This is a genomic window from Brachybacterium sp. J144, from assembly GCF_036321705.1.
In the GTDB taxonomy this organism is placed as follows: Bacteria; Actinomycetota; Actinomycetes; order Actinomycetales; family Dermabacteraceae; genus Brachybacterium.
The window spans coordinates 1-25618 of record NZ_JAZDCG010000036.1; the positions used below are offsets into that span (position 1 = coordinate 1).

Below are 25618 nucleotides of genomic sequence, written 5' to 3' on the forward strand. Positions count from 1 at the left end.
TGGCTCTGGCTGCGCCATCACCGGCACCCAGGCGGGGCCAAGGCCCCGCCTCATCGCGGTCGGCGAGCGGCTTCGCCGCTCGTGAGGGCCGCTAGGTGACCCTGTCCCGCATTGGCCCGGATTAGGCGCTGACCAGCGCTGACTGCTGGCGCTGCGTGCCCCTCGCCTGGCGGTGTTCGCTCTTTCGGCTTCTCGCTCTTTCGGGTATTCGTATTTTCGTACTCCCGTGTTATGAGTCTGGTTCAGCCGGGTTTGCTCGCGTACTCTGTTCGTAACCGTTAGAAGGAAGGTGAGCTGTGAAGGTGTACCCTGTGGCGGAGATCGCCGAGATCTTCGGGGTCAAGCCCGAGACCGTTCGATGGTGGAAGTACCGGGATCCCGCCTTCCCTCCAGTGGTGCGCGTGGGGCGCAGCTGGGGTCTGACCCAGGACCGTCTGGATGCCTGGATCGCGGTCAAGGAGTCGGACACCGGAGCCGCGGCCGGCACCTTCCGGCGGGGGGCCGAATGAACACCCACAGGCAGGTCTGGACCCCGGAGCGTCTCGAGGTCCTCCTCAAGGCCGTGTGCATGCACCGCGGAGGGCTGCCCCGCACCAGGAAGGCCCTCGCGGAAGGACTCGGGGTGCACCCCTCGACGCTCCGCCGGTGGCTGCACCGCAAGGGAAGCTGGCGAGGAGCCCCAGCAGCGATCCCTCCGGCACGCCTCGAGGCTCTGCTGCGGGAGCTAGCCCCGACCGCTCAGGACGTAGAGCGGGAGGAGCTCCAGGGCGCTAACGCGCTTGCGGCACTGGCGCGGTTGAAGGCCCGAAGGGTCCCCTTCGACGCCTGGAGGGAGCAGGACTGGCTCTCACCGCACCGGGTCTGGGTCGAGGAGAGCATCAGGGGGCTCTCCCTGGTCCGCTTCACGCGGGTGGGGACGCGGCGTGATCATCCGGAGCCGGGGGCGCAGAACGTGCGCTCCCTGGTCACCGCGAACCGCTTCGAGGCGCAGCTGGTGAAGATCGCTGTGCTGCGGGAGATCTCCCCCTGGCGGGTGAGGATCGCAGGTACATCGGGAGGGTCGGAGCGGTGGATCACCGGGGCGCGGCTGCGGCCGCTCGAGGTGCTCTATGACGAGCTCCGACCTTCCCTGCGTGATCCGGGGCGGGGTGAGGAACGATGAAGCCGCCCCCTGAGGTGCCTGCCAAAAGATCCGGCCGAGGAGGAGTCTGACCATGCCGACATCGGAGCCGACCCTGTACGAGGTCCTCGGCGTGGCGCCGGACGCCGATCCGGCGGAGATCAAGGCAGCCTTCCGGAAGCGGGCACGGAAGATGCACCCGGACGTAGCCGGGGATGAGATGCGCTCGTTCTACCTCCTGCTCCAGCATGCCCACGAGGTGCTCTCCGAGCCCGGTCGGCGTGCGGAGTACGACCGGTCTCTTCGCGGTGGGGCACCGTCGAGCTCACCTCCTCCGCCGGAGCCGGAGACGAGAGCAGGTGCGGCCAGCGAAGAGCCGCCGACGGTCTGGGGCGAGCGGGTTCCGGACGATGTCTACGGTGGGCCCCTCCCCCGGGAGGGCCACGACATCAGCCGCATGCCCTGGCTGCGCAGCTTCGAAGGTGTCGAGAGGTCCTCGGCGGTGATCACGCACGGCGGACTGCGCTGGTGGCAGACGGCCCTGATCGGCGCCGGCGGACTGGTCCTCGTGGTGGCGTCCTACCTGCTGTCCCCGCTGGTCGTGCTGCTCCTTCCGGGTCTTCTCTGGGCCGGCCTGCGGATCTGGTGGATCCGCCGAGTTCCAGAGGTCACCTCCGTGCTGCTGCTGGCCTTCGCGCTGCTGAGCGGGGCCATGGCCACCCTCGTGGCCGTTGTACAGGGTCAGGTGTGGCAGTGGCCCGTCCTGGGCACCATCGGGTCTCTGCTGGGGATCTTCGCGACCCTGTGGGCGGTCTACGACCTCGCGGTGCGCGAGCCTCTCCGTGCGCGCCGGCGGGACATTCCGCAGGGCTTCTCGTGGGGCGAGCCGGGCCAGAACCTCGCCGATGGTCAAGGTCGGTTCAGCCTGGATGCCACCCTCGATGGGATCGAAGGGGAACGGCTCACTGCGGCGGAGCTCGCATGGTTCCTCGGGGCGATCCCTGGAGTTCGCCTCGTCAACAGCATCGAGTTCCCGGGGACCAGCAGCGGAGCCGACGTCGACCATGCGGTGGCGTGCGGCGACAAGGTCGCGTTCATCGACTCGAAGGCCTGGAAGCCAGGCCAGTACGCCTTGGTCGGCGGTCAGGACGCTATCCGGGTCGGCACTTCCGGCGCCTGGGACTACCGCCCGGCGCACATGCCTACCGCGGTCCGCCTCTACCAGGCGCTCCTGGCCAAGCATCGGCTGCGCAGCGTTGCCGTGCGCGGCTACATCGTGGTGCACCCCAAGTCCCAGGCGGAGCCGCTGAGGCTGTCCAATGACAGCAGTGACGGCCCCGTCCGACTCGTCACGGCTCGGGAGCTTGTCACCGAGCTGGGGGCCTGGTTCACCGAGGACGAGGAACACGCCCGTAGCGTCAACCGCCGGCTGCTGTCGTTCCTACTGCGCAGCGGACGATAGGTCGGCGGATGGTTACAGAAGCCACCGAAGGGCGCCTCATGCCCTATCTGTCACGCCACATGTCCTCGTCGTAGTCCATTTGATGGAGCTCGTCTTCCTCGACCTCACGACCATCCGGAATGTAATCCTCCGCGCCAGGGAGTCTGTATACCTCATCCTGCTCTAGCTCAAGCTCGCAGATCGGACATTCGAAGAATGCTGGATCTGCCCATTGGTCCATCCAGGCTCCGCCGCCTGGTTCATAGTGAATCGACCCTTCGTCTTGAACGTGGTAGATGAGCTGCCCAACTGATCCGCATGCGGGGCAGTCGAACGCTACCGACTCATCAGTGCCGATAGAGAATCCGATCGACACACGGGGTTTCCTAGTGGCGCGGAAGGCCTCGAGAACGGACGGTCCGAGAGTCTGAGATAGCTCTTCGAATCTCTGCTTTGCGGCAGACAGCTTTGCTGTGTAACGGGCCTTATCCTTGTTGTGCTTATCCTCGATGAGCTGCTCGACAGCTCCCCAGTTCTCGTCTCCCCAGAACGACTTTGGGTCGATGCTCAGGTGGTCGAAGAGCTCTTTGGTGAGGGTCGAGTGGAGCTCAACAGCCTTCGTGAGCTCGTCGGTGTCGACGGTCGCGAGGTGAGCTGCGGAGTTCCGGACAACGAACGGGGCGAAGTCGCCGGAAGGTCCAGGGATTGATAGCCCCATCTTCTTCGCAAGCGTGAGGGCCTGTCCGGCCGCGATGGAGCGGAAAGCGCTCAGGGGCATGTCTGATGTGGCTGGATGGTTTGCCAGCAGTAGCAGAGAGTCTGCGTGACCCTTGTCCGCTAGTAGCGCCACGGAAGTTCTGCCGATGAACAACTTGAGAAGGAGCTCAGAAGCCATCCCCGTGGAGGTTGCGGCGTGGAGCAGTTCGTTATCGTCGTCCGAGGTGAAGTACCGGATTGCCTCACGGGAGTGCCATCTCGAGGAAGTTCCTAGCGAGGAGAGCAGACGCATCTCCAAGGACAGCTTCGGCCTCTTCCGTCGGGGTGCGGGTGCCTCAGCCTGGGGGCGACGAGGTTGCCACAGATCTGAGAATGGACGAGGGGAAGTGTCGCTCTGGTCGCTAGTGGTCATCATTCGAGACCGATTCGGTCGATGTTCTCGAAGGTCCAGCCGGGGACGTAGTGGTCGGAGTGGTGGCGTTCGAGCCACTCGGTGACGCCGGCGTCACCTCGCTGCTCGTAGGCGTCGAACATCGCGTCGATGTCATCGGCGCCTAGCTCGATGGTGACGGCGCGCTGGCGGGCGTAGCCCTTCCCGCCGCCCTCGGGGCCCTGCATCCCGTGGGTGGTCAGTCGGGCGCTCTTCCGGTTGGAGAACCGCGAACGAGAGGAGTCGAGGGCTGCCTTGCGGCCCTTCTTCGTCGTGGCCGACTGGCGGGCTTTCGTGCGCAGGGTGGAGAGGTGGTCGGCGCGTGGCTTGTTGCGCTGCTGCCGGTTCTCTCCCGCGAGCCATCGCTGGACGCTGCGCTGGGAGACGCCGAGCTGCTCGGCAGCGGCACGCGTGTTCGGGCCTCCGCGCTTGGTGGTGCCGAAGGCCGCGACGATCATGTCGCGGACGCTACCGCCGGCGGGGGTGCCCTGGCGGCCGGTGAGTCCCTGGAACAGGCTGAAGTTGGCCATGGGTCATCGCTCCTTCGTGGGATTCCAGTCGATGGGGTCGATCAGCTTGGTCTTGCCGAGCCAGCCGCGACCCTCGAGGTGCTCGAGGTGCTCGCTCAGGGGGGCAGAGCCCTCGGGGCGGAGCTTGCTGACCGCGCGACCGAGATCCTCGGGCGCTCCGGGCCAGGCGCTGACCGGGTCCGGGTCGTCGGAGAGGTAGCAGATCGTGTCGGCGTTGACCGCGACGGGGTAGCGGCCGGTGGCCTCGGCGATCTTCGCGATCTTCCGGGCGATGTTCGCGTTGGCCCGCGCCATGATGTGGTGCCGGCGATCGGGGGCGAAGCCCTGGCGCCCCTCCATGTGCAGGTCGGAGCCCATCATGCCGATGGACTGCGTGTAGACCGCCTTGACCGCGGCGAGGACGGCCTGGACGTTGGTGAGGTCGATGATGTCGGCCTCGTCCCTCGGGTGCTGGAGCCGGTCCTCGTTCTCCATCGCGCGCAGGGTGGCCAGGGCGTCACGCATCCGCTCGTACCACTTCTGCATCACGCCGCGGCGGGAGGCGGGCCAGAGGTAGGCCTCGAGGATCTCGCACTCCCCGCCGAGCTCGTAGGCCAGGGCGAGACGCTGGGTGGTGACCCAGATCGGATCCTCGGGCTGCTTCTGCCCGTCGGGGACGAACGGGTTGGGCATGAGGAGGTTGTCGCTGGGGGGGACGACGATCTTCCAGTAGCCGTAGGCCTTGGGGTCGAACGTGAGGTTGCTGGTGCGGTGCAGGGGCCGGCCGATGCCGACCTCGAGGGAGCCGACGCCGGCGAGGTAGCTGCCGCCGCGGTCGTAGGCGTGGATGTACTTGAGCTTGCGCTCGTCCGCGCTCGGCTTCCTCGACCAGTTCATGTCGATCTCGGTGAAGCGGTTGCGGGCGGGCTCGACCATGTCGATGGGCTGGAACTCCTCGAGGGCTGCCTTCCCCTTCTGCTGGACCCGGAGGCTGACCATGAGGTCGATGCCGTACTGGCCGGGGTGGAAGCTCAGCGGGCGGCCGAGCACCTTGGTCATCAGGGAGACGCGGTCGAGCAGCTCAGGGGGCGTGGGGTCATCGCTGATCAGCGGGTAGCCCTCGGCCTGCGCGGACATCAGGCCCAGCAGAGCGATGGGCTCGCGGTCCTCGCCGCGGAACAGTCGGGTCCAGGCGTTCATGGCCCGGCCCTTGGTGCCGCCGACCCGGTACCCGGCGGCCTCGGCGCGGGTGATCAGCTCGTGGTCGGTGGTGGCCTTGACGAGCTGGTCGCGAGCCTTGGAGGGGTTGTCGCCGAGCTGGTCTACGGGGAGGCCGATCTTGAGGGCGAAGGCGTGGGTGAGCCACAGGTGGCCGGGCTCGGCCTTGCGTCCGTTGAGGTACCCGATGCCGAGGGTGGGGGCGAGCTCGGCGATCTGGCCCAGGTGCTCGATATCCGGCAGGGCGTGCCGCTTCTCGTCGGGGGTGTAGATCGCGTCGACGTCGAGGACCGCGGCGGGACCGATCAGCTCCGTCGCGGGGGCGGCCTGCACGGTGCGCTGCGGCTGCGGCGCGGGTGCAGGCGTGGGCGCCTGCACTGCGGGAGCCGTCACGGGCTGCGGGGCGATCGGGGCCGGCTGAGAGGTGATCGTGACGGGCTGTGGGGCCTGCACGACCGCGGCGGCCGGTGCCGCGGCCGGCTGGGGGGCCGGCGCGGGAGTGGAGGGCGAGACGGGCGATCCGGAGCGGCGGGTGAGCGGGGTCGGTCCCTGGGGGGCGGACTTGCCCAGCAGGCGGGAGTCGCCGTCGTCGCCCTCATCGGGGAACAGCTTCGAGAAGGGGATCACGAGGACGCGCTTGCTCACGTTGTTGCAGGGCAGACGCCGCGTCTTGGTCATCTTCGGGGCCTTGCCGGGGGCGGGCTCGTCGCAGCTGAGGATCCCCTCGTCGTAGAGCGCCCGGGTGGCGGTGGCGGTGTCGAGCTCGATCGAGCTGTCGAGGGCGGACTTGGCCTGGCGCAGCACCCCGGTGAGGGCGTTGCGGTCGAGGTACACCTCGGGCTCTCCGACGGCGTCGATGTTGATCCATCCCAGGTGGCTGCCGCGTGCCTCGAGACGGTCCACGCCGTCCCGGCCGGCGCCGGGCAGTCGCTTCCAGCCCAGACGGGTGGCGAGTGGCCCGTCAGGGGCGCCGCCGTCCTGGACGTCGGAGATGTAGCCGAGACCGTCGTGCAGCGCGTACTGGAGCAGCTCGCGGACACGGCCACCGGTGGAGGTGGGGATGTCGGGGTCGACGGTGGCCTGCCACGCCTCGAACAGGGCGCCGTCGAGGGTCTTCATCCACGCGTCCGCGCCCTGCTGGTCGAGCACGCCGACGTCGAGGAGGAACTCGAAGAACAGCTTGGCGCCGACCCACATGTGGGACAGCGCTGCTCCGGGTCGCTCGTCCAGGCGCGCGTCGAGGTAGGAGTCGAAGAGCTTGTGGAGGTAGACGTCGGCGTCCTCGTCGGCCTGCTGGCGCAGCTCGGCGGGGTCGTTCTCGGCGACCCAGCGGACGAAGCTCGCCATGAGCAGGCTGCGCTGCATCCGCTGTCGGGGCCGGGACTGCTCGCGCATGAGGTCCACGGGGATCTCGCCCTTGCGCAGCGGGATCGGGAAGGTGCGCTGCTGCCCGGACCCTGCCTCGGGGGCGAGCTCGGAGGTGATCAGGCCGGACGCGATCGGCTGGGGGCCGGCGACGGTGCCGATACCGTCGCGCTCGGCGCGATCGCGGCCGATCCGCTCGGCGATCATGCGGGTGACCTGCTTGATGATCCGCTGAGCGTTGGAGACGCCGGCGTCGGGGGCGGCGTCGTCCAGCCAGAAGACGGCGTCCTTGCAGTGGGCCATGAGGATGCGGGCGGCGTTGAGGGTCGCGCCGGTGCCGGCCAGGGACATGCCCGGCCGGTTCCGCTTCCATTTCGGGCCGTACAGGCCCATGAACCACGAGGCGATCGAGCTCTTGAGGGTGCCGGGGACACCGACGATGATCGGCACCATCGGGTTGTGGCCGATCACGGCGCGCATCATGTGGCCGAGCAGCGGGAGCATCACGCGCTGCGGGATCTGGTCGAGCATCTGCTCGATGTTCGCGAACGCCTCGCGGAGCTCGTCGACGTCGGTGCTGGGGGCCGGGAGGTTGATGCGGGTCAGCGGCCCGGAGAGGTCCACGGGAGCGGGCTGGTGGCCGTCCTTGGTGATCACCCCGCCGGCGTGGACGTAGAGCCATCCCTGGGGGGTCTTCCGCCAGCCGGTGGACTGGTAGACGGTGCGGTTCTCCTGGGTGGCCGAGACCTGGTTGATGGCGCGCCACACCTCGGCGCGCCCGTTGGTCGTGGAGAGGTAGTCGACGGGGAAGTCGAGCTGTTCGAGCCACTTGCTGGAGACGGCATCGTCCGCGGAGACGGTGATGATCATCTGCTCGCGGGAGCGGGGGTGGGTGTAGGCGATCGTGAAGCGGCGGACTCCGCCGAGCTTCGTGGCCTTGGCCTGCACCGAGTCGGGGGTCGTGTCGGTCTGCTCGACCAGCGGCGGCTCGTCGACGTAGTCGTCCTCGCCGAGCAGCTCGTTGGAGTCGCGGGAGATGATCCGAGCGTCGAGGCTGAGGATCGACTTGAGGTGCCGGGTGTGGCCGTCCTCGGATCCCTTCGCCGGCTTCCACTCCTCCTTGCAGATGTGCCCGTACTCGAGCACGTAGCGGGGGGCGTTGATGTCGGCCGGGTGGTCTCCGCCGATCGCGCGCAGCCGCGACGCCGACGTCGTGGCCGGCACCTCAGGGGCCGGCTCCAGATCGGGCACCTGCGGCGCCGACGGCGCTGTCGCGGCCGGCGGCGGAACCTTCTCGGCGCCGACCTGGAGGATCGGGGGGATGTCGCGACCGGTGAGCTCGTGCAGCTCCCGCGCAATCTGCACGGCCTCGTGAACGACCCGATCGGCGTGGCGCGCAGCCTCTGCCGCCCAGGGCGTGCCGGCCACCGCTGCGGCCCGCTGGACCGTGGTGCTGGTCTCCAGGAGCGCATCGACGCGGACCTCGGACTCGATCGTCCACCGGGTCGCGCGCTTGCGGTGGGTCTCCGCGGCCTTCGGAGCGTTCTCCTGGCGGTGCTCGGCCTGCTCGAGGTGCGCGCGGACCTCCCTGTCGGTCTCCGCGACTCGCTTGAGCTGGCTGTCGAGCTTGGAGGCCGCGGCCCAGGCGTGCAGCTCCGCGAGCGTCACGGGGATCAGGTCCTCCAGTCCTCCCCCGGCCTCGACATGATCGGTCAGATCGCTGTGGTCCTCGGTGGTCTGCGGCAGGAACGCCTGGACCTCGGCGCGCCCCTCGAGCGCCTCGAGCAGCTGCACGCCGCGCTGGTAGCCGGCGCCATCACGGTCCAGGACGATGCGGACGGTTCCGCCTTCGAGGAGGTCCAGCATCGAGTCCGTGAGCGATCCGGCGCCGCCGGCGTTGGTCGCGGCGACGGCGTCGAGCGACTCGGCAGTGTGGACGTCCTTCTCCCCCTCGACGATCCACACCGGCTCGTCATCGGCCAGCGCGTCGACGAGCTCCGGCGCCCGGTACCACGTCGGTTCGAACCCGGCGGGCTTCTTGGAGACCTTCCCCTCGGGTCCGAAGTAGGCCTGGGTGAACGTCTTCTTGCGCTTCCCGGCGCTGGTGGTGGCCTCTTTGCGGATGACCTGCTGGACGATCTCCCCGTCGGGCTTGGCGTAGTCGTAGGTGACGACGGTCTTCCAGTCGAGCTCCTCCTCGGGCTCGCGCTCCGGGGCCGCGATCGGCGTGGGCAGCGGCCCGATCCGACCCCACCGGCGGCCGGTGGTGCGACGGCTCACGGAGCGCCCGACACGCTGCTCCCGAGGGGGCAGGGGGCGGTCGAAGAGGTCAGCCATCGACAGGCCGAGAGCCGCGGCGATGTCCCGGACGTCCCCGTGGCATCCGAAGCAGGTCAGCAGGACCCGGCCGTCATCGCCCGGGGTGTAGCTGACGTGCAGCGATGCCTCGTTGTCGTCGTGGATCGGGCACAGCGCCTTGAAGTCCGCGTGGGAACCCTTCATCGGGTCGCCACGCTGCGCGAGAGCATCGCGCACACGGTGCAGTGACGCCTGCGGCTGCGGCGTGTCACCGCCCGTGGGTCCTTGCAGGGAGAGGGTCATGGAGTATCCTCAGAGTGATCCTCAAGCGGAATCAGATTCGGCTTGATCTTGTAGGTCAACGGTCCTCTTGCAGCCGGCAAGCGTCGGAGGACTCAGGCTCCGGAAGCCCCTCACTGCCAGGTGAGGGGCTTCCTGCATGTCAGGCAGACATTCGTTCCCCCTCGTCGCGCCGGGAGGGACGGTGCGTGCGGTACTCGGGGAGCTCGAAGTCGTGGAGGCGGGCCAGCTGCTCCGTGAGGTAGGTCGAGACAGAGACGCCCTCATCGGCGGCTCGCTCTGCGACGATGCGGGCGAGGGCGCGTGGGGGCCGTGTGACGAGGCGCTCGCGCTCGACAGCGGGATGGGCCATGACTCCTCCTCCAGGGCGATCTGTGCCAAAACTACACGGATGTGATTCGGATTCTGGCACAGATGCTGCTGCGGCGTGTCGGTCCATGGCTGGGAGGCGCGGAGATCCTTCATGTCCCTCTATCGGTGCGCGGACCCCCCTGTTGTGACATCGACGCAGGTATTCGTATTTTCGGTTTCTTCCTCTGCTCGCGCGCGCCCGCGCGTACGCACACACACCCGACCCCTATCCCGGCCGAAATGGTGCGAGCGGTGCGAGCAGACCGGGACCCGCAGGTCACGGCCCGAAATGTGCTCGCACTTGGTGGTGCGAGCGGGGTGCGAGCGGGGGTGCGAGCGGGGTGCGAGCACCGCAAAAGACACGCCTCTCCCCCGACTTCTTCGAGGGTGATCGGAGGAGTCGCATCGACGATCCGAGGGGTTGATGGCGGGCTCGCGAGAGGTCAGGGCCCGGACTCTCCGGGGGCCCGCGGCGACGGTGGGATCTGTGAGCCGGGCGTCGGAGCGGTTCGAAGATTTCGTCCGGAAGTCTCTCCGTCGGCGTGTCGCGCCCCGGCGCCCAAGGCCTGCTCCTCCGGCGGGCTGTGCAGGAGGCCGTCGAGGTGGCACAGGAGTTTGGGCCTGGATGGTCGGGAGTGCGGGAACACGAAAGTACGAATCTACGAGCGCCGGTCTTGCCGAGACCCTGATGCTCGTGTTTTCGTATTTTCGTACTCTCGTGCTTTCGTAGAACCGTTCTCTCGGGATCCCGTGTTCTCGTACTCCCGGTTCTTCGTAGTTCCGGGCTCTCGGTGTTTCGGTGCTCGGCCCTCAGGTGTGGTCCGCGATCATGGAGGGATGGCTAGGCCCTGGCCCCGGACACCGACCCCGCGCTTCGAGCGCTGGCGTGAAGAGTTCGTGCTGCACCGCGAGCACCACGCGCCGACGGGGCGTCACTTCCGTGTGACCAGCGACTACTCCTTCCAGCTCTACGGCACCCATGGGGGCACGTCGGAGGTGACGACGCTCGATGACCTGGGGTACCTCGCCGAGGTGGAGGAGCGCATCGCGAGATCACAGCGTGTCGTGTGGGACGCGCACGCGGCTGAGGTCATGGCCGCTGCGTCCGAAGGGGGCCTGGAGGCGACGGCAGAGGCGCTGCGGGAGGATGAGCACTGGATCCGTCGGCTGCACCGAGAGGGGCAGCCTGTCGATGTCAGCAGCGATGCAGCTCGCTGGGTGAGCGGCGTGCTCGGGACCTGTCCTCCGAACCCTCTGATCCGCGCCGAGGAGATCTGGGGCCTGTGGCTCTCGGTCGTGGGAGCTCGACAGATCTGCAACCGCGTACGTGACGAGCTGATTCTCGAGCTCGTGGACGCCGGCAGGGCGCGCACGCACGTGGCCAGGGCGCTGGGTTGGTCCTATGAGAGGTTCCGCCGCCACCTGGCTCGCCTCGAGGACGATCGAGCGGAGCTGAACCGTCGCGCTGCGGTCGGAGAGATCCCAGGGGTGATCGGCCTCGAAGCGCACCGCGCTACTCGGACGGGGCGGGCCTAGGCGTCGTCGACGGCGAGCCGCTTCGAGCGGTCGTAGTCGTGCAGCCCGTCGTGCGCGACGGCGACGAGCATCAGCGCGTAGGAGAGATCCGAGCGCGCGGAGTCGATCGGCGAGCGGGGGTTGGCCGGTCCGCCCGTGGACAGGGCGTCGTTCCCGAGGGGGAGCACGGGGTCGAGTCCATGCTCGAGCGCTTCGAGCAGATCGTTGCGGACGGCCTCGACCTCGGTCTCGAGGCGTTTCGTCGCGGCAAGTGCCGAACGGAGGCGTCGCTCGTAGAGCGCCCGGGCGGCAGCGATCACCTCGGTCTCTGCGGGGAGGGGGTGCTCGAGGTGGTAGGTCGCGGCGTGCTTGCGCTCGACCGTGAACAGGTCCAGGGAGTCGTCCTCGATGAGCTCGACGATCACCGAGGGGGCGATCCCCAAGGACCGGGCGTACTGCGTGTGGCTCATCGACATGGGCGTCTCTCCTGGTCAGAAGCTAGAAACGGAAGGATTCGCAGATCCCGAAACACCGAAAATACGAAAACACGAGAACACGAGAACACGGAGAACCGAAAACCCGAGAGGACGACTGACGCGCCGTTGCCAGCGGTGGTCGGATCCTCGCACCTCACGCCGACATCGGGATCGGGATGAGCATGACGGCTGCGGTCCCGAGGATCAGCCCGGGCCCGAAGGGTGTCTGGCCCGGGATCCCACGCCGGCGCCGGGCCACGGCCCAGATGAGCGTGCCGAGCGTCCCGAGCCACAGGCCGACCAGCAGCAGGGCGGGGGAGACGTACCCCCCGTACAGTCCGAGCCCGGCGATGAGGATGACGTCACCGAAGCCGAGCCCGCCCTTCGCGATCGCGAACACCACGAGCAGCAGCAGCGTGAGGACCGCGGCGGTGATCGCCGCGGTCACGAGGTGGCTCACGCCGAGCCAGATCGAGGCGATGGGCAGGAGCACGACCGCGGAGGCGAGCAGCCCCAGGTTCAGGGGGAGCGGCAGCCGGAAGCTGCGCGCATCGGTGACGAGCATCGGTCCCGCGAGAGCGAGGAACGCGACGAGCGCCGGCCAGAGCGCCGGCGTGATCGTGTACATGGCACCCTCACGCCCTGTCGAGGAGGTCGCGGACGACGACGTGGAACCGGGCGCCCTTGCGCAGGGACTCATCGGAGGTGCGGCGGTTGATCATGGTCTGGTGGAATCGCGACTCCTCGAAGCCCGAGGCGCGCAGGGCCCGCGCGATGGATGTCGCCGCATCTCCAGGCCCGGTGCCCCCGTACCCGAAGGTGTGGCCGCCCGAGAGGTGGCTGTGCAGCGGGATCATGCCGATCAGCTGCCCGTCACGGCGGACGAGCAGAGCGGTGGTGCCTTCGTTGTCGATGCCGCCGATGATCTCGTCGTCCTCGCGCAGCTGCGGGATCTCCCGGAGGTCCTCGATGACCGTCAGCTCCGGGAGGTCGCGAGGCCTGCTCAGGAGGGCGGGGCGCCCGAACATGTCTCGGCCGATGGCCTCGATGACCGAATGGCGGCCCAGGTGCTCGAGGCGCGTGCGCTCGTGGGGTGCCAGGTCGGTGGTCTGGTCGTGGCGGGTGAATCCTTCGAGGTAGGTGGTCATGACCTCGTCCCGCGGGTTGATATGGAAGTAGCGCTCCGCGAAGGGGTGCAGCGGGTACTTCTCCTCCAGGTGGTCGGAGAGTCGGCTCCACTCCTGGACGGAGTCGGTCTCGAAGTCGGTGCGAGGGAGGAGTCCTTGCCGGCTCCCGGAGGCGAGGGCCTCGAGGTCGGGATCGGGCGCGCTTCGATGCTCGCTGCTCTCCACAGCGAGGTCCGTGAGCAGCGCCCAGGCGTCCTCGGTCTCCTGGGGGGTGAATCGCAGTCCCTCTGGGGAGTCGGCGAACCGCTTGTCCACGGCCTCTGCGAGGGCCGGGGACGCGTGGGTGCGACGCAGGATGCTGCCCTGCGGCGTCCACGGGTACGTGAGGTCGTCGATCTCCCGCTGCTCCGATGCGGGGTAGCTCGAGCTGATCGGGTGGTTCATGAAGAGGCGGCTCTCATCGAGCAGGAGGTCGCGCAGAAGATCGAACACCGGCCCCTCGCGGCCCTCGATCAGGCGCAGCTGCTTCTCGCGTCGCAGGTACCCATCCGGATCCCACGGCACGGTGACCGGGCGTCCGGTGCGCTGGTACTGCTCGACCGTCGCCTCGGTGTAGGCGGACCGGTGGAAGATCACGGGCCGCTGCCCGAGGTGAGGGACGATCTCGGCGACGTCGTCGTAGTGCGACCACACGGGCTCTGTGAAGACGCGACCTGCGAAGACCCGGTCGTAGCGATCGACGACCTCGCGCACGGTGAAGGTCGCGTCCATGAGCGCGTAGGCGTCATCGCCGCGGAACACGTTCCGGTCGAGTGCGACGAAGGCGGTCTTGGACAGATCCAGCTGGGGGAGCAGGGCGCTGGCACCGCCGGCGGTCTCCTCCGCCGGCCCGTTCAGCAGGGCGATGTCATGGTCTGAGGTCCCGGCAACCAGGACGACGGCGTATCCGTCGTCCCCGCCCCATGCTCGCAGGTGCACGCGGTGCCTCCGGGGCGTGCCGGAGGGATACCTGAACCCTTCGGCGAGGCGGTCGTAGATCAGCGGGCGAGGCTCGTCGACCACGGGGATCTCCTTGAGCGGCAGCGTGGTGATGCCCTCGCCGCCGCGCTGCGCGGAGCGCTTCTTCCGGCGCCGGACGCTGGCCGCAGTCACGAAGAGGTCGCGGCCGCCGACGTTGGCGCGCTGGAGCTCGCCCGACTCGACGAGCTGGTGCACCCGTGCGGGCTTCACACCGAGCTCATGGGCGGCAGCAGCTGAGGTCAGCGGGGGTTCTGGGAAGACGCGGCGGATCGCGTCGACGAACGGGTCGAACGGGTTACTCATGGGGTGTCCTCACACTCGATGCTGACGATACGAGGACCCTAGCACTAATGATTTGAGCTAGCTATAGTTTCGCTGGTCATGAGCAAGCAGCGCGGCGCGCCACTGCGCTCAGCGACGGCCCGGGTTCGCGCGACGGATCGCGTCGTGCCAGGTTGGCTCTGCGCGGCCGCGACCTCTGACGGCCTGGGCGCCCTCGAGGCGGACCCGGGAAGAGACCCAGGCCATCACGTAGGGCTCGGCGAGCTCGGTGCGGTTCAGCCACTCGTCGACGGTGAGGAGCAGATGTTCATCGCCGACGGTGATCTGGACGGACTCGTCGGGGAGGTCGGGGTCACGCCAGCTGTGGGTCAGGGACACCGGGGTCCCGCCGGTGACGGAGCGGTTGTAGCCGGCAACGACGGACTCGGCTGCGGCGAGCAGATCCTCGTGTGCGAAGTACCGGGGGTGCTTTGGGCGCAGCTCTGCTCTCGACTGCCCAGCGGTCGTAGCGGGGTAGGGCGTGTGATGCGCGCTCATCGCCTCAGTGTGCGCTCCGGGCCGGACAAGCGCCCGGGCGCCCGGGGTGCAGGAAGGGGCCGACGAGTACGATCGCGGCAGCACCTCTCGAGGAGGAACACATGTGCGGACGCTTCGCGATCGACGACCGGGTCAACGACCGCATCAGCGAGTTCGTCCGGGACACCGGCCGCGACTTCCGTGAGTGGGACCCCTTCACCAGCTGGAACGTGAAGCCCACCCAGCAGATCCCGGTCTTGCTCGAGACGCTCTCCGAGGACGGAGAGGTGCAGCGCCGCTCCGCGGCAGCCCGATGGTCCCTCGTCCCGCCCTGGGCACCCGACGTCAAGCAGCGCTTCCCCACCTTCAACGCCCGCTCCGAGGGCCTCGCCGAGAAGCGCACCTGGCGCGCGCCCCTCAAGAGCTCGCGGGCGTTGATCCCGGCCGCCGGCTACTACGAGTGGCACACCGCCGAGGACGGCACGAAGACCCCGCACTGGATCCACCTCGACCAGCCGCTCAACTTCGCCGGCCTGTACTCCTGGTGGAAGCCCAAGGGGGACGAGACCGCCGACTGGCTCCTCACCGCGACCATCCTCACGCGGCCCTCCACCGGGCCCGTCGCCGAGCTCCATGATCGAGCTCCGCTGATCCTTCCCGACCAGGCGCAAGCCGACTGGATCGACCCGGGTGTCGAGGGCACCCAGACCCTCGTCGACGCAATGGTCGCCGCTTCGACCTCGCTCACCGAGCAGCTCGCCTTCCACCCCGTGCGACCGCTGCGCGGTGACGGACCGGAACTCACCGAACCCGCCTGATCCTGGTCGCTCTCGCACACGGAGGGGTCGATCTTCACGATCGACCCCTCCCGCCGGCTCAACGTCGGTGCCGCCCGCCGACGACCCGACGATCACGCGCACCCAGCGTCTCCCGCACCCGCAGCACCCCTGCCGCCAGGTTCAGCAGCGCCGTCACCAGTGCCACCACCAGGACCAGGACCTCTCCGATCTGACCACTCACCTCCTCCCGTAGGGCGGACCAGCCTACGAAGCGGCACCGACGACCCACCAGAATCCCGGGTCACCGCGCGCGCCCCGGGCGTGGCGGACACGATGGCAGCGCCAACGAAACCCGCACCGGCTAGCTGGCGCATCTATTGCACATGTGCGAACACAGGGGCACCATGGAGGGATGGCACTCCTGGATGACTTCGTCGCGGCCCTCGACCTCGCCGCAGGCAACCATGGGCTGGTGACGCGCCCACAGCTCGTGGCCGAGGGGCTCTCGTCGAACTCGATCGCACGCCTGGCCGACACGCGGCGTGCTCTTGTTCCGCTCGGGGGCGGGCTGTACGTCATCCCCGCCCTGGAGGATCTGCGGTTCGGCCACATGCGGGCGGCGCTGCAACGCACAGATCCGGAGCGGTGGCTCGAGCAGATCGTGGCCGATCCTCTCGGCGCGGACTCGGGGGTGCTGAGCCATCACGCCGCTGCCGAGCTGCACGGTGCTCCGGATCTCCCCGAGGAGATCCACGTGACGGTCCCGCGCCGCCGGCGCCTCTCGCGGCTCATCGCCCACACGGCGCAGCTCGCCCCCGAGGACGTCGTCATCATCGAGGGCATGCCCGTGACGTCGGTGGAGCGCACCACCTACGACCTGGGGCGCTGGCCGATGGACGGTGAGCATCGATCGCGGTGGGTCGAGTACGCCCTCGACGAGGGGCTGCTGACGCCCAGCACAGCGCGCGAGCTGCTGGGACCCTCGGCCGAGGACACCCTGATGTACCTTCCCGGGGCAGCCTGAGGTGGCCTACTCGACCTCGCGTGGCCTGGCCAGCGCCATCCAGGAGAGTGCCCGGGGAGGCGGCGGGCAGAGCGCGATGACCGAGTTCTTCGCCCAGCGCCTCATCGCCCGGCTCGCGACCGCCTTCCCCGACCAGTGGGTCCTCAAGGGCGGCCACGCGATGCTCGCCCGCCTCCCGGACGTCGCACGCACGACCCGGGACATCGACGGGGCCCTCGCCGCCACCTCGCGGGACACCGCGATCGCGGAGCTCGAGCAGGCGGCGAAGACCGCACCGGAGGATCCGGACTTCCTCGAGTTCGAGCTGGTGAAGTCCAGACCGGGCCACGTCGAGGACCTCGCCTCCCTCTCCTTCCAGGCTCGGTTCGGCGGCAAAGTGCATGGGAACGTGAAGCTGGACGTGCAGGTCGTCCGCGACCGCCAGGAGCTCGGAGAGCTGGTGCCGCTGGGCCGCCGAGTGGACCCCCCGAAACAGGGAGGGTGGCCGGAGCGGGTCCGTGTGATCCCGGTGGCCGATCACATGGCGGAGAAGCTCGTCGCCCTCTACAGCGTCCACAACGGGCGTCCCTCGAGCCGGGAGCGCGACGTCGTCGACCTCGCGCTCCTGGCCCGCTACGCGCCGCCCGCGCCCGGTGCTCTTGAACCGGCGCTTGACCGGGCGCTGTCCCGGCCGACGGTGCCCTCGGTCACCGTCGAGCTCCCGCCGCGGTTCGTCGTCCCGGACCGGTTCCGGCCAGCCTTCGAGCGCGATGCCCACGGCCTGTCGTGGGAGACGTCGATGCAGGAGATCGCCGCGGTCACGGATCCAGCACTCCAAGGTCATGCGGGCCTGGGGCCTCGCAGCTCATCTGGCGCAGACCAGCCCACCGAGCCGGCGCGCGAGGCCGCCACCGGACCAGGTGAGGGGGACGCCGTCGAGGGCGCGCCCGGAGCCGTGTACGTGCGTCCGCACACTCGCGGCGGTCACCAGGTGCCTGGGCACTGGCGCGCAGCCCCGGGTGACAGCTCGGCCGAGCCGGACTGAGCCCCCTCAGTTCTTCGCGGTCGCGGCGGCGTAGGCCTGCCGGACCTCGGAGGAGATGCGGCCGCGGTCGGAGACCTCGAGACCGTTCTCGTGTGCCCACTGCCGGATCCGCTTCGTCTCCGAGCTGCGCACGGCGCCGGTGCCCCGACGAGCGCGACCACTGGTACGGCGGCCGTGCTCGGTCCACTGCGCGAAGTCCTCGCGCAGCTTCGTGGCGTTCTCCTCGTTCAGGTCGATCTCGTAGGTGACGCCGTCGAGACCGAAGCCGAGCGTGGTCGTGGCTTCCGTTCCGTCGACGTCGTCGATCAGCGTGACCTGGGTCCTCCGTGCCATGTGCTCCTCCTGAGGGGCGATCGTGCGTTCAGCGTACAGAACGAAGCACGTTTCCCCTGGTCATTCCCCGGAAAGTCGATCCACAGATTGCTGGAGATTCAGCGGTCCGCCCGATAGCGTCGAGAGCAACGACCGCTTGGAGGAGCTATGACGTACCGACTCACCAGGGCAGACGCCGACCTGCTGGACGAGGCGCTCAGCACAGGAATCCCGTCAGATGATGATCTGCGCGCTGCACAGCTGATCGCCCCGGACCTCCGCAAGTTCGACCCCCGTTGGCAGCCCTCGGCGCTCCACCGCGACCGCGCGACGCGAGCGATCCGGACCGCCCGGGAGAAGGCCCGTGAGGGCGCCGCGATCTATGACCTCGTCGACTATCCCGATGCGGGCGTCGTCTGTCGCGTCATCCTCCAGGCTGCTCACTCCGAGCAGGCATGGTCGTGGGAAGCAGAGGGAGATGAGCGTCGGCTCGACAAGGCTGGAGAGCTGCGCCGACTGGCGCGCCTGATCGAGCGCCACTACGACGAGCACCCGACAGAGGGCCAAGTGATTGCTCATCTGGCCCGAGAGCTCGAGATCGCCCGAGAGGAGTACGGCGCCGATGCATCCCGAGCACAGCGCCTCGCGGCGACGATCCGCGAGCTTCTCGACGAGGCAGAGCCAGCTGCGGCGGAACCGCTCGCGTACCGATCCGCCGAGGGCGAGCTCAGCTATCCGTCAGTGCGCCGGACCTCGGTGAGCGGCGACGTGTGATTGGTACGCGGGAGCACATCCACCCCTAGGCGATACAGCCATGTAGGGCGTATCATTGCGTGTATGAGTAGCGCGATCATGGATCCAGCCGGGGAACTCTCGCGAGCACTGCATCGCCGCGGGGACCCGATGAGCGCCCGCGCGTTCCTCGAGGTGCTCCAGGAGGCTGCGGGAGGGTCCTCGGCGCCCCTCACGGCGGGGGAGCGGGAGTTCCTGCTCAGCCACGCGGGGATGAGCGAGGAGGATCTCAGCGAGCAGGGTCGTGCGGCGACCCGTCTGGAGCTCGCCCGCGACCGGTTCGCGCTCGATGCTGCGGCACTGGAGGGCGCGCTGTCGACGAGCGAGGTCGCTGCTCTCCTCGGCCGCGCCGAGGCCAACGTGCGCCGGTCCCGCCTCTCCGGCGATCTCTACGCACCGAACCCTGGTGATCCGGCCGGGCTGCGGTTCCCGCGCTGGCAGTTCACCTCTGCCGGGGGTGTGGTGCCGGGCCTGCGCCGGATCATCCCCGCGTTCCCGCGGGACGCGCACCCGCTGGCGGTCGCCCGGTTCATGACGCGGCCCCACGAGGACCTGGATGGCATGAGCCCGGTCGAGTGGCTGGCTGGTGACGGCCCGGTGGACCCGGTCGTGACCCTGGTCGAGGATCTGGGGTACGTGTGAGCCGATCGCTCCCGAAGGCTCCCCGTGCCCCGAAGGCCCCGCTGCGGCTCGGTCCGCATGACGTCGTCACCTGGTCGGCGCCGCTGTGGAGGATCCACGCGGTCGCTGGAGCGCACCCTGCCGCCTGGAACGAGCTGCGTGCTTTCGGACCGGTCTCGACGTGCCGCTGGGATCCCCACCCGGAGCCGCGCCAGCTACACACCGCGGCCGGGTCCCCGTTCCGGGGGCTCGCGCCGGCGGTCGCCTACACGGCGGCGGATCCCGACACCGCGTTCGTCGAGGTGTCCCAGAACGGCATCATCACCCTGTCCCCGGACCGGGCCCTGACCGCCTGGGAACCCAGCAGGCCCCTGGAGCTCCTGGATCTCGCGGGCAGCGACTTCCTGATGCGCAACGGCGCGACCGACGCGTTGCTGTCGGCACCGCATTCGACGTGCCGGGCTTGGGCTCGGGCGATCTGGGAGCAGCTCGGCGGATCGATCAGCGGCCTGCTCACCCGTTCCACCTGGACCGGAGACCCTGTCATCGTCCTGTTCCCCGCAGCCGCGCGCCACTTCCCGGCAGCTCCGGCGTTCACCCGGGGCCTGGATCACCCCGACGTCGCGACCCTCGCCCGCCGCGCGGGCCGCCGATTCGGCTGGCCCGTGCACCTGTAGACCGCGAGGTGCCCCCTGCTCGCGCGGCGCGGAAACACAGCGAGTCCTGACCCCGCGCTGCCAGGGGGAGGGGGAAGCGCGCGGGGCCAGGACGATCAGGAGACGCCGGTGACGACGGTCTGGTAGGAGCCGATGCGCAGCTGCTTGCTGGTGGTGAGGTCCACGGGGATCTCACCCGCGGCGCCGACGTTGCTGTCCCAGGTGACGGTCCAGTGGGCGGTGATCTCCGCCGTGTAGAGGCCGTCGGGCTGGTCATCGCTCATCTGCTCGTAGACGTGGCCGCAGTCGGGCGACTCGTAGATGCCCTTGCCCGGGTACTCGGTGCCGGGGCCGGCGCACTCGATGGTGGAGCCATCGCCGGTGGTGATCGTCATCCCCTCGAACGTTGCGGTCGCGTTCACGGTGACGGCCCCCGCGGTCGCGCTGGTGCTGTTGGGGCCGGTAGTCGTTGCCCCGGGGTTGGCCACCCAGAACCAGACAGGCAGCCCGACGGCGCCGAGCGTGTCGGGGTTGTTGGGCGTCGAGGAGATCTCCGGCGCCTCTAGGCCCATCTGGGAGACCGCGGTCTGCGCGAGCTCGGCGGGGTCCACCTGAGGTGCTGCCGGCTCACCGCCTCCCTGGGGAGCCGGATCCGGAGCAGCAGCCGCCGGCGCCGGATCCGCAGGATCCGGCTGGCCCTGAGTCATCCCGTCGACGAAGGCGGTGGCCCCGCCGTTCTGTCCCTGCACGTACGCACCCTCGGGGTAGTACGTCGCTCGTGAGCCGTCGTCGAGGATCTCGACGTTGTCCGGTCGGTTCGAGGCCACCGATGAGGGTGACCCGCTCGAGTAGTTCCCGACACTGGTCCGTCCGCTGTTGCTGACGGACGTGGCCCCGGCTCCTCCACCGCCCCCGGAGGACTTCCCACCGCCCCCGCTGCCCGACGACTTCCCGCTGCTCGAGGAGCTCCCGCCCCCGGAGGACTTCCCACCGCCACCTCCGGAGGACTTGCCGCCCCCACTGCCGGAGTCCTCCGCGGTCACTACGACGTCCCCCCCGGAGCCGCCACCTTTGAAGTCGACGCCGCCGTCGGCCCACGCGGGCGCCGTGGCGAGCATGAGAGCTGTGGCGGCTGCTGTGCCGACTGTCAGCCGGCGAAGTGATCGGCGCATGTCGTTCCCTCCTCGTAGTACCCGATCTGCTCGATCATCCACGGCTCATCCCCTGATTCGCGAGTGACCTTGTATTGCCCGACGTACTCCCCGAGCGCGTTGTTGATTTCGTAAGGCTCCCCATCCTTGGTGGCCTTCATGTTCGAGCCGTCCTCGCAGAACTCAACCGTTGCGGTCGTCTCGGTCTCATCGATGACGGTCCAGTCGGAGAGCTCCCGCTCTCCTGTGATGATCGCGCCGGTGCCTGCGTTCTCCTCGTCTTCCGCCTTGGACTTCTCAGCGAGTTCCGGGACGAGGTACTCGTCGTTGTAGGAAGTGTCCTTCCAGCCTTCGGCAGCTGCCTCGTCGGCGGCATCGAGGTAGGCCTCGACGCGTTCCTGGGGTGTGGCGTCGGCGGGGTCTGCGGTGGGCGGGGCCTCTTGGCTGGTGGTCGTGGTGGTGGGGTCCTCCTCGCCGGTGTTGCTGGTGCAGGCGGCCAGGGGAGTGGCGAGGAGGGCGGCCAGTGCGATCGCGCTGAGTGCTCGCTGTCGGATCATCGGGCGGTCTCCTCGGGGTCGGGGATGGTGGGTGGTGGTCATGGCTGCCTCAGATCGCGATGCGGTGGGTGGTCGGGGAGTACATGAGCGCCTCGGTCTGGGGGAGGAGGTCGTAGTCGTCGTCGAGGGCGGCGATCGCGGCCTCGAGCTCGTGGGTGATCTTCTGGTGGAGGTCGGGGTCGTGGGAGGCGGCCTGGAGACGATCGCGCCAGAGCTGCTCGTGGAGGGACTCGACGAGGAGGCCCTGCTGGGTTGCCCAGAGGGCCGTGTCCGTGTCGCCGGCGTCGAGGGCGCGTCGGGCGAGCTCGTGGGCGATGTCCAGGACGGCGTTGAGCATCGTGTACTGGAGGGTGATGGTCCAGCGGTAGCGGCGGCCGCTTGCCTCGAAGGGGCAGCCGCGGACGAGCTTGAGTGCCTCCGCGAGGTCCTCGGTGCTCGTGCCGGTCGGGTCCGCTGCGATCGTCTCGACGGTGGCCCAGTCGGAGGTGATGTGCTCGAGGACGTAGCCTCCTGCGTCGCCGGCGGCGCGGGGGATGTACGGGTCTCCCTCGGGGGTGGTGCCGAGCCACTTGCGCAGCCGTGAGATCAGCTGGTGGCGGGCGCTGTCGGCGGGGCGCCTGGTGGGCCAGAGGTCGGTGATGAAGTCGTGGGAGGAGCGGCCGGGGTTGAGGTGGATGTAGGCGGTGGCCTCCGTCAGCTGGGCGAGGCGCTTCTCCTCGAGGGGGCCGGTGGCACCGAGTACCTCGACGGGGCCGAGCACTCGGACGTAGGGGTGGTCGGTGGGGAGGACGGGCTCCGCGGTGCGCTGCTCGGCGGTGAGGATCGAAGCGGCGGGGCGGACGGAGGGGACGGCGCGCAGCTGCGGCTCCTGAGCGTCCGTGGGCGCGGGCTCGGCGAGGTCGTCGGTCGCCTGGTCCACCGGGGTGATGGGCTCGACGCTGCTGGCGGTGTTCAGGGCTCGCAGCACACGTTCGTAGTCGTCGTCGGTGAGGTGCTGCGGGGTGAGCTCGAGGCCGAGGGGCTCCAGGCGCGCGGCCTCGAGGGACTCGATGTGCATCCGCCACTCGGAGAGGTCGGTGTGCTGGTCGCTGGAGATCACGGCGACGGCGATCTGGGGCTGCGCGTCCACGATCCGCTGGAGGCGGCCCTTCTCGGTGAGGGAGAGGTCGGTGCCGATGATGATGATCTCGGGTGCCCACAGGTCGGTGGCGTCCTGGGCTTGGCGCGCGTGCTGCGCGGAGTCGTGGCCGAGCTCGGCCAGGGTCGCCTGGTCGTGGGCGAGCTTCGCCTCGAGGGTGTCCAGGAGGTCGGTGACGGTGTCGCGGTAGGTGATGCGACCGGAGCCGAGGGCATCCTCGAGCTCGGGGCAGACGCCGACGGTGGTGATCGAGAGGTCGTCGGCCCACTGGGAGGTCGCCAGGGAGACGGTGAGAGCTCGCATGACGGGCATGGACGTGCGGGCGCTGGCGTGAATGCCGAGAGCGGCCAGGTGCTCCAGGTCGACGAGGATCTGGTGGCCCTCGTGATCGGTGCCGATGGTCACGAGAGCCGGGTAGGGGGCGACGATGTCGCCGATCGTCTCGTCGTCGGCCAGGGGGGCGGTGCGGGGCAGCAGCCACGTGGCGGGATCCTCGGTCGCCTCGAACGGGGCGGGCAGGGCGTGGCCGGCCGCGGCGTAGATCTCGAGATGGCTGTCGGTCAGCCGCGCCAGGCGCACGTCGGGAAGGGTCTGGCCGTCGCGCAGCTGGAGCGCGGAGAGGGTGCGCAGGGCGCGGTCGACGAACCCCAGGGCGGTGGGATCCTCGATCCGGGTCAGGCGGACCTGGTCGAGATCCACGGTCGCGGCCGCGGGGATCTTCTGGTCCGCCCGACGCTTGCGCTGCGTGTAGAGCCGACGGGCGAGGACGGCGCTGAGGATGCTCGCTGCGAGGATCGATCCGACCCCGGTCCACGGAACCGTGATCGTGTCCTCCGTCTCGGCGGACGGTGCCGCGTCGGGGGCGGGCGCTTCGGCCTGTGCCGCCGGCGCACCCTCGACGGGCGCCTCCTCGGCGGCGCCCGTCTTCTCGGCCTGTTCGGTGCTGGTGTTCGCTTCCGCGGCGGCGGATGCGCCCTCAGCAGCGTCTGTGGCGGCGGTGACGGCCTCGTCGAGCGCCGAGGTGTCCACGGGCTCGGTCGGGTCCTCCTCGGCCTCCTGCGGGCCCGCAGCGGCTTCCTGGGCGGTGGTGGCCGGGATGATCAGGGTCCAGCCGATGTCGATCTGGTCGGGGTCCTGGAGGGTGTAGCCGCCCGGCTGGGTGATGCCGGCGGAGGCGTCGGCGATCTCGGGCCAGCGCTCCGGGTCCCCGAGGTGCTCGCGAGCGATCGAGGAGAGCGTGTCGCCCTCGCGCACGGTGATGGTCTGCTCCTGCTGCGCTGCGGGCGCGGTCTCGCTGGTGCCGGCACCGGGGATCACCAGCTCCCACCCCTCTTCGAGCCAGAGGTCGTTGCCGATGTGGATCGTGGATCCGTCGGACTGCACCCGCCCGTCGTTCGCGGTGATGATCTTCTTGTACTGGAGGCCGTCGCCGAGATGCTTCTCGGCCAGGCCCCAGGCGGAGTCCCCGGGCTGCACGGTGACGACGAGGTCCCCGCTGGCTGCGTCCTTGTCCGTGGCCTCCGGTGCGGCGTGGTCCTCGGTCGCGGGGGTCTCGGTGGGCATGGTGAGGATCTCCGTCTGCACGGCGGGGGCGTGCTCGGCCGGTGCGGGTGCGGCCATCGCGGCGGGGGCGCCGACGCCCCCGGCGATCGCGGCGATCAGCAGGGCTGCTGCGCCCTGCTGGGCGCCGAGGCCGCGGATCTGCGGGGCCTGGATGTGGCGGGCACGGGCGACGAGCTCGATGACCACGGACAGGGCGAAGGTCCCCCAGGCGATCCACCCGATCCACACGAGGACGAACAGCAGCGCCCCGAGGGTGTCGCGGCTGGTGAGCAGCGTCGCGATGTCGCTGCCGGTCGGCAGCGCGGTCGGGATCGGGTTGCCGTAGAAGACGAGGAGCCCGGCGGGGATCCCGGCGAGCAGGGCGACCAGGGCGAGGAGCGCTCCGAGGGCCTTGAGCGGCTTGATCATGGGATCACCTCTGCTTGTCCGTGGATGAGATCGACGCGAGCGGTGCGCGTAGCCGAGACCGTGTTGATGCCGATGAGGCCGAGGAACGTGGTGCCTTCGGTTCTGGTGACGGTGACCTCGATGGTCGAGTCGTTGATGATGCGCACGGATCCGTCGACGCCGGCCTGGTCGAGGTAGGACTGTGCGGCGGCCGCGGCGCTGCCGGCGTCGAGGTGAGCGGTCCCGCCGTCGGCGGGCAGCGAGTCCAGGGGCTGTCCGCCGACGCGAGCGGCTTGCTGCGCGATGGAGGAGGCCTCGCTGGCGGCGGTCATCTTGGCGCCACCGTCGACGACGAGGCCGATGACCAGGACGATGGCCACGAATACGACGGCGACCAGCTCGGAGACCTCGCCGCGCTCGAGGCGGCTGCGGAGGGTGTTCATGAGCGCTCCCGGTAGGTGTCCAGGGGGCTGGTGGTGTTCACCGTGATCGTCTTGGTGCCGGGCAGGCCCGGGATGGGCATCAGCTGTGCGTAGGGGACGGTGCAGGTGATGGTCGCGTGGACGACGGCCACCTCGCCGGGGGAGGTGGTGAACGCGCCGGCGTCGACGTCGACGGACAGGTCCGTGCACTTCTTTCCCTGCTGGGACAGCTCGGCGGTGAACGCGCTGCTGACGCGCGCGGCTGCGTCGTCCTGGCTGGTGGCAAGCGAGGCGGCGCGGGAGGCGGAGTGTGCGGCGGTGGTGACGCTCTGCTCGCCGAGGGCGACGCTGCCGACGGCGGCGACGAGGGCGAGCAGCAGGATCAGGGTGGGGGCGAGGATCGCGGCCTCCACGCTCGAGGCGCCGCGCTCGAGATCCTTGCGTGTCATCTGTCCTCACCTCCAAAAGCGAAACTGTTGACAGTGTAGTTCGTATCGGGCTGGTTGG

25 protein-coding genes are annotated in these 25618 nt (G+C 69.4%); 10 read left to right on the plus strand and 15 right to left on the minus strand.

What is annotated here, in order from left to right; genetic code table 11:
• Positions 1–296: 296 nt before the first annotated feature.
• Genes V1260_RS15025 through V1260_RS15035 form a run of 3 tightly spaced genes read left to right on the plus strand, consistent with a single transcriptional unit; the run spans position 297 to position 2582 of the window.
• On the plus strand, positions 297–509 hold the full coding sequence (locus V1260_RS15025) for a terminase gpP N-terminus-related DNA-binding protein (RefSeq protein ID WP_103384529.1): 213 nt from the start codon (positions 297–299) through the stop codon (positions 507–509).
• Entirely contained in the window at positions 506–1162 is a 657-nt protein-coding gene (locus V1260_RS15030; RefSeq protein ID WP_329747633.1) for a hypothetical protein, read from the plus strand. Before V1260_RS15025 ends, V1260_RS15030 begins: the two co-directional genes overlap by 4 nt.
• A gap of 52 nt (positions 1163–1214) precedes the next feature.
• Positions 1215–2582: a J domain-containing protein gene (locus tag V1260_RS15035; RefSeq protein WP_329747634.1), complete on the plus strand. Its 1368-nt coding sequence runs from the start codon at positions 1215–1217 to the stop codon at positions 2580–2582.
• 43 nt (positions 2583–2625) lie between these two features.
• Here V1260_RS15035 and V1260_RS15040 read toward each other — a convergent pair whose 3' ends face one another.
• The 4 genes from V1260_RS15040 to V1260_RS15055 all read right to left on the minus strand — a co-directional run bounded on the left by V1260_RS15040 (position 2626) and on the right by V1260_RS15055 (position 9750).
• The gene (locus V1260_RS15040) at positions 2626–3570 is read right to left on the minus strand and encodes a hypothetical protein (RefSeq protein ID WP_329747635.1); all 945 of its coding nucleotides are present in this window, start codon (positions 3568–3570) and stop codon (positions 2626–2628) included.
• Between the two features lie 119 nt (positions 3571–3689).
• Positions 3690–4238 carry an XRE family transcriptional regulator gene (locus V1260_RS15045; RefSeq protein ID WP_329747636.1) on the minus strand — a complete coding sequence of 183 codons (549 nt, stop codon included), beginning with the start codon at positions 4236–4238 and terminating at the stop codon, positions 3690–3692.
• A 3-nt stretch (positions 4239–4241) separates the two neighbouring features.
• On the minus strand, positions 4242–9401 hold the full coding sequence (locus tag V1260_RS15050; RefSeq protein ID WP_329747637.1) for a hypothetical protein: 5160 nt from the start codon (positions 9399–9401) through the stop codon (positions 4242–4244).
• A gap of 139 nt (positions 9402–9540) precedes the next feature.
• Positions 9541–9750, minus strand: a complete 210-nt coding sequence (locus tag V1260_RS15055; RefSeq protein ID WP_103384534.1) for a hypothetical protein — start codon at positions 9748–9750, stop codon at positions 9541–9543.
• A gap of 836 nt (positions 9751–10586) precedes the next feature.
• On the opposite strand from V1260_RS15055, the gene V1260_RS15060 reads away from it, so the two are divergent.
• Positions 10587–11285, plus strand: coding sequence for a hypothetical protein (locus V1260_RS15060; RefSeq protein WP_329747638.1), 699 nt, complete (start codon positions 10587–10589; stop codon positions 11283–11285).
• Here V1260_RS15060 and V1260_RS15065 read toward each other — a convergent pair.
• From V1260_RS15065 to V1260_RS15080, 4 genes are all read right to left on the minus strand, one after another.
• On the minus strand, positions 11282–11740 hold the full coding sequence (locus V1260_RS15065; RefSeq protein WP_103384519.1) for a hypothetical protein: 459 nt from the start codon (positions 11738–11740) through the stop codon (positions 11282–11284). The two genes, V1260_RS15060 and V1260_RS15065, sit on opposite strands and share 4 nt — an antisense overlap.
• Before the next feature lie 154 nt (positions 11741–11894).
• The gene (locus V1260_RS15070; RefSeq protein ID WP_329747639.1) at positions 11895–12368 is read right to left on the minus strand and encodes a prepilin peptidase; all 474 of its coding nucleotides are present in this window, start codon (positions 12366–12368) and stop codon (positions 11895–11897) included.
• A gap of 7 nt (positions 12369–12375) precedes the next feature.
• Positions 12376–14190, minus strand: a complete 1815-nt coding sequence (locus tag V1260_RS15075) for a hypothetical protein (protein ID WP_329747640.1) — start codon at positions 14188–14190, stop codon at positions 12376–12378.
• Positions 14191–14298: 108 nt separating this feature from the next.
• Positions 14299–14706 carry a hypothetical protein gene (locus V1260_RS15080; protein WP_329747641.1) on the minus strand — a complete coding sequence of 136 codons (408 nt, stop codon included), beginning with the start codon at positions 14704–14706 and terminating at the stop codon, positions 14299–14301.
• A gap of 101 nt (positions 14707–14807) precedes the next feature.
• On the opposite strand from V1260_RS15080, the gene V1260_RS15085 reads away from it, so the two are divergent.
• Positions 14808–15503, plus strand: a complete 696-nt coding sequence (locus tag V1260_RS15085) for an SOS response-associated peptidase (protein ID WP_329747642.1) — start codon at positions 14808–14810, stop codon at positions 15501–15503.
• Positions 15504–15561: 58 nt separating this feature from the next.
• On the opposite strand, the gene V1260_RS15090 is transcribed toward V1260_RS15085, so the two are convergent.
• Positions 15562–15705 carry a hypothetical protein gene (locus V1260_RS15090; protein ID WP_329747643.1) on the minus strand — a complete coding sequence of 48 codons (144 nt, stop codon included), beginning with the start codon at positions 15703–15705 and terminating at the stop codon, positions 15562–15564.
• Positions 15706–15876: 171 nt separating this feature from the next.
• On the opposite strand from V1260_RS15090, the gene V1260_RS15095 reads away from it, so the two are divergent.
• Both V1260_RS15095 and V1260_RS15100 read left to right on the plus strand, forming a co-directional pair.
• Entirely contained in the window at positions 15877–16488 is a 612-nt protein-coding gene (locus V1260_RS15095; RefSeq protein WP_329747644.1) for a hypothetical protein, read from the plus strand.
• Between the two features lie 76 nt (positions 16489–16564).
• Complete coding sequence (locus V1260_RS15100) at positions 16565–17512, plus strand: nucleotidyl transferase AbiEii/AbiGii toxin family protein (RefSeq protein WP_329747645.1); 948 nt, start codon at positions 16565–16567, stop codon at positions 17510–17512.
• Positions 17513–17518: 6 nt separating this feature from the next.
• Here V1260_RS15100 and V1260_RS15105 read toward each other — a convergent pair whose 3' ends face one another.
• Positions 17519–17845 carry a histone-like nucleoid-structuring protein Lsr2 gene (locus V1260_RS15105; RefSeq protein WP_103384551.1) on the minus strand — a complete coding sequence of 109 codons (327 nt, stop codon included), beginning with the start codon at positions 17843–17845 and terminating at the stop codon, positions 17519–17521.
• Positions 17846–17992: 147 nt separating this feature from the next.
• Here V1260_RS15105 and V1260_RS15110 point away from each other — a divergent pair, with 147 nt between their 5' ends.
• From V1260_RS15110 to V1260_RS15120, 3 genes are all read left to right on the plus strand, one after another.
• Positions 17993–18598, plus strand: coding sequence for a hypothetical protein (locus V1260_RS15110; RefSeq protein WP_103384550.1), 606 nt, complete (start codon positions 17993–17995; stop codon positions 18596–18598).
• 63 nt (positions 18599–18661) lie between these two features.
• Positions 18662–19258, plus strand: a complete 597-nt coding sequence (locus tag V1260_RS15115) for a hypothetical protein (protein WP_329747646.1) — start codon at positions 18662–18664, stop codon at positions 19256–19258.
• Positions 19255–19914: an RES family NAD+ phosphorylase gene (locus V1260_RS15120; RefSeq protein ID WP_103384548.1), complete on the plus strand. Its 660-nt coding sequence runs from the start codon at positions 19255–19257 to the stop codon at positions 19912–19914. Before V1260_RS15115 ends, V1260_RS15120 begins: the two co-directional genes overlap by 4 nt.
• A 95-nt stretch (positions 19915–20009) precedes the next feature.
• Here the strand turns inward: V1260_RS15120 and V1260_RS15125 are convergent, their stop codons facing one another.
• The 5 genes from V1260_RS15125 to V1260_RS15145 form a co-directional block, all read right to left on the minus strand.
• Positions 20010–20720, minus strand: a complete 711-nt coding sequence (locus V1260_RS15125) for a hypothetical protein (protein WP_329747647.1) — start codon at positions 20718–20720, stop codon at positions 20010–20012.
• Between the two features lie 320 nt (positions 20721–21040).
• Positions 21041–21601 carry a hypothetical protein gene (locus V1260_RS15130; protein ID WP_329747648.1) on the minus strand — a complete coding sequence of 187 codons (561 nt, stop codon included), beginning with the start codon at positions 21599–21601 and terminating at the stop codon, positions 21041–21043.
• Positions 21602–21650: 49 nt separating this feature from the next.
• Positions 21651–24710: a LysM peptidoglycan-binding domain-containing protein gene (locus V1260_RS15135; protein ID WP_329747649.1), complete on the minus strand. Its 3060-nt coding sequence runs from the start codon at positions 24708–24710 to the stop codon at positions 21651–21653.
• Positions 24707–25132 (minus strand): pilus assembly protein TadG-related protein, encoded by a 426-nt coding sequence (locus tag V1260_RS15140; protein WP_329747650.1) that lies wholly within the window; start codon positions 25130–25132, stop codon positions 24707–24709. Before V1260_RS15140 ends, V1260_RS15135 begins: the two co-directional genes overlap by 4 nt.
• Entirely contained in the window at positions 25129–25560 is a 432-nt protein-coding gene (locus V1260_RS15145; RefSeq protein ID WP_103384575.1) for a TadE/TadG family type IV pilus assembly protein, read from the minus strand. The genes V1260_RS15140 and V1260_RS15145 overlap by 4 nt, the downstream gene beginning before the upstream one ends.
• Between the last annotated feature and the right edge of the window lie 58 nt (positions 25561–25618).

Excerpts from the sequence above, each read along its gene's own strand:
- V1260_RS15040 (WP_329747635.1), bottom strand. The coding sequence starts at position 3,570 with ATGCGTCTGCTCTCCTCGCTAGGAACTTCCTCGAGATGGCACTCCCGT.
- V1260_RS15080 (WP_329747641.1), bottom strand. The coding sequence starts at position 14,706 with ATGAGCGCGCATCACACGCCCTACCCCGCTACGACCGCTGGGCAGTCG.
- V1260_RS15070 (WP_329747639.1), bottom strand. The coding sequence starts at position 12,368 with ATGTACACGATCACGCCGGCGCTCTGGCCGGCGCTCGTCGCGTTCCTC.
- V1260_RS15100 (WP_329747645.1), top strand. The coding sequence starts at position 16,565 with ATGACCGAGTTCTTCGCCCAGCGCCTCATCGCCCGGCTCGCGACCGCC.
- V1260_RS15055 (WP_103384534.1), bottom strand. The coding sequence starts at position 9,750 with ATGGCCCATCCCGCTGTCGAGCGCGAGCGCCTCGTCACACGGCCCCCA.
- V1260_RS15065 (WP_103384519.1), bottom strand. The coding sequence starts at position 11,740 with ATGTCGATGAGCCACACGCAGTACGCCCGGTCCTTGGGGATCGCCCCC.
- V1260_RS15140 (WP_329747650.1), bottom strand. The coding sequence starts at position 25,132 with ATGAACACCCTCCGCAGCCGCCTCGAGCGCGGCGAGGTCTCCGAGCTG.
- V1260_RS15030 (WP_329747633.1), top strand. The coding sequence starts at position 506 with ATGAACACCCACAGGCAGGTCTGGACCCCGGAGCGTCTCGAGGTCCTC.
- V1260_RS15060 (WP_329747638.1), top strand. The coding sequence starts at position 10,587 with ATGGCTAGGCCCTGGCCCCGGACACCGACCCCGCGCTTCGAGCGCTGG.
- V1260_RS15115 (WP_329747646.1), top strand. The coding sequence starts at position 18,662 with ATGAGTAGCGCGATCATGGATCCAGCCGGGGAACTCTCGCGAGCACTG.
- V1260_RS15145 (WP_103384575.1), bottom strand. The coding sequence starts at position 25,560 with ATGACACGCAAGGATCTCGAGCGCGGCGCCTCGAGCGTGGAGGCCGCG.
- V1260_RS15035 (WP_329747634.1), top strand. The coding sequence starts at position 1,215 with ATGCCGACATCGGAGCCGACCCTGTACGAGGTCCTCGGCGTGGCGCCG.
- V1260_RS15105 (WP_103384551.1), bottom strand. The coding sequence starts at position 17,845 with ATGGCACGGAGGACCCAGGTCACGCTGATCGACGACGTCGACGGAACG.
- V1260_RS15050 (WP_329747637.1), bottom strand. The coding sequence starts at position 9,401 with ATGACCCTCTCCCTGCAAGGACCCACGGGCGGTGACACGCCGCAGCCG.
- V1260_RS15075 (WP_329747640.1), bottom strand. The coding sequence starts at position 14,190 with ATGAGTAACCCGTTCGACCCGTTCGTCGACGCGATCCGCCGCGTCTTC.
- V1260_RS15045 (WP_329747636.1), bottom strand. The coding sequence starts at position 4,238 with ATGGCCAACTTCAGCCTGTTCCAGGGACTCACCGGCCGCCAGGGCACC.
- V1260_RS15095 (WP_329747644.1), top strand. The coding sequence starts at position 15,877 with ATGGCACTCCTGGATGACTTCGTCGCGGCCCTCGACCTCGCCGCAGGC.
- V1260_RS15130 (WP_329747648.1), bottom strand. The coding sequence starts at position 21,601 with ATGATCCGACAGCGAGCACTCAGCGCGATCGCACTGGCCGCCCTCCTC.
- V1260_RS15135 (WP_329747649.1), bottom strand. The coding sequence starts at position 24,710 with ATGATCAAGCCGCTCAAGGCCCTCGGAGCGCTCCTCGCCCTGGTCGCC.
- V1260_RS15110 (WP_103384550.1), top strand. The coding sequence starts at position 17,993 with ATGACGTACCGACTCACCAGGGCAGACGCCGACCTGCTGGACGAGGCG.
- V1260_RS15085 (WP_329747642.1), top strand. The coding sequence starts at position 14,808 with ATGTGCGGACGCTTCGCGATCGACGACCGGGTCAACGACCGCATCAGC.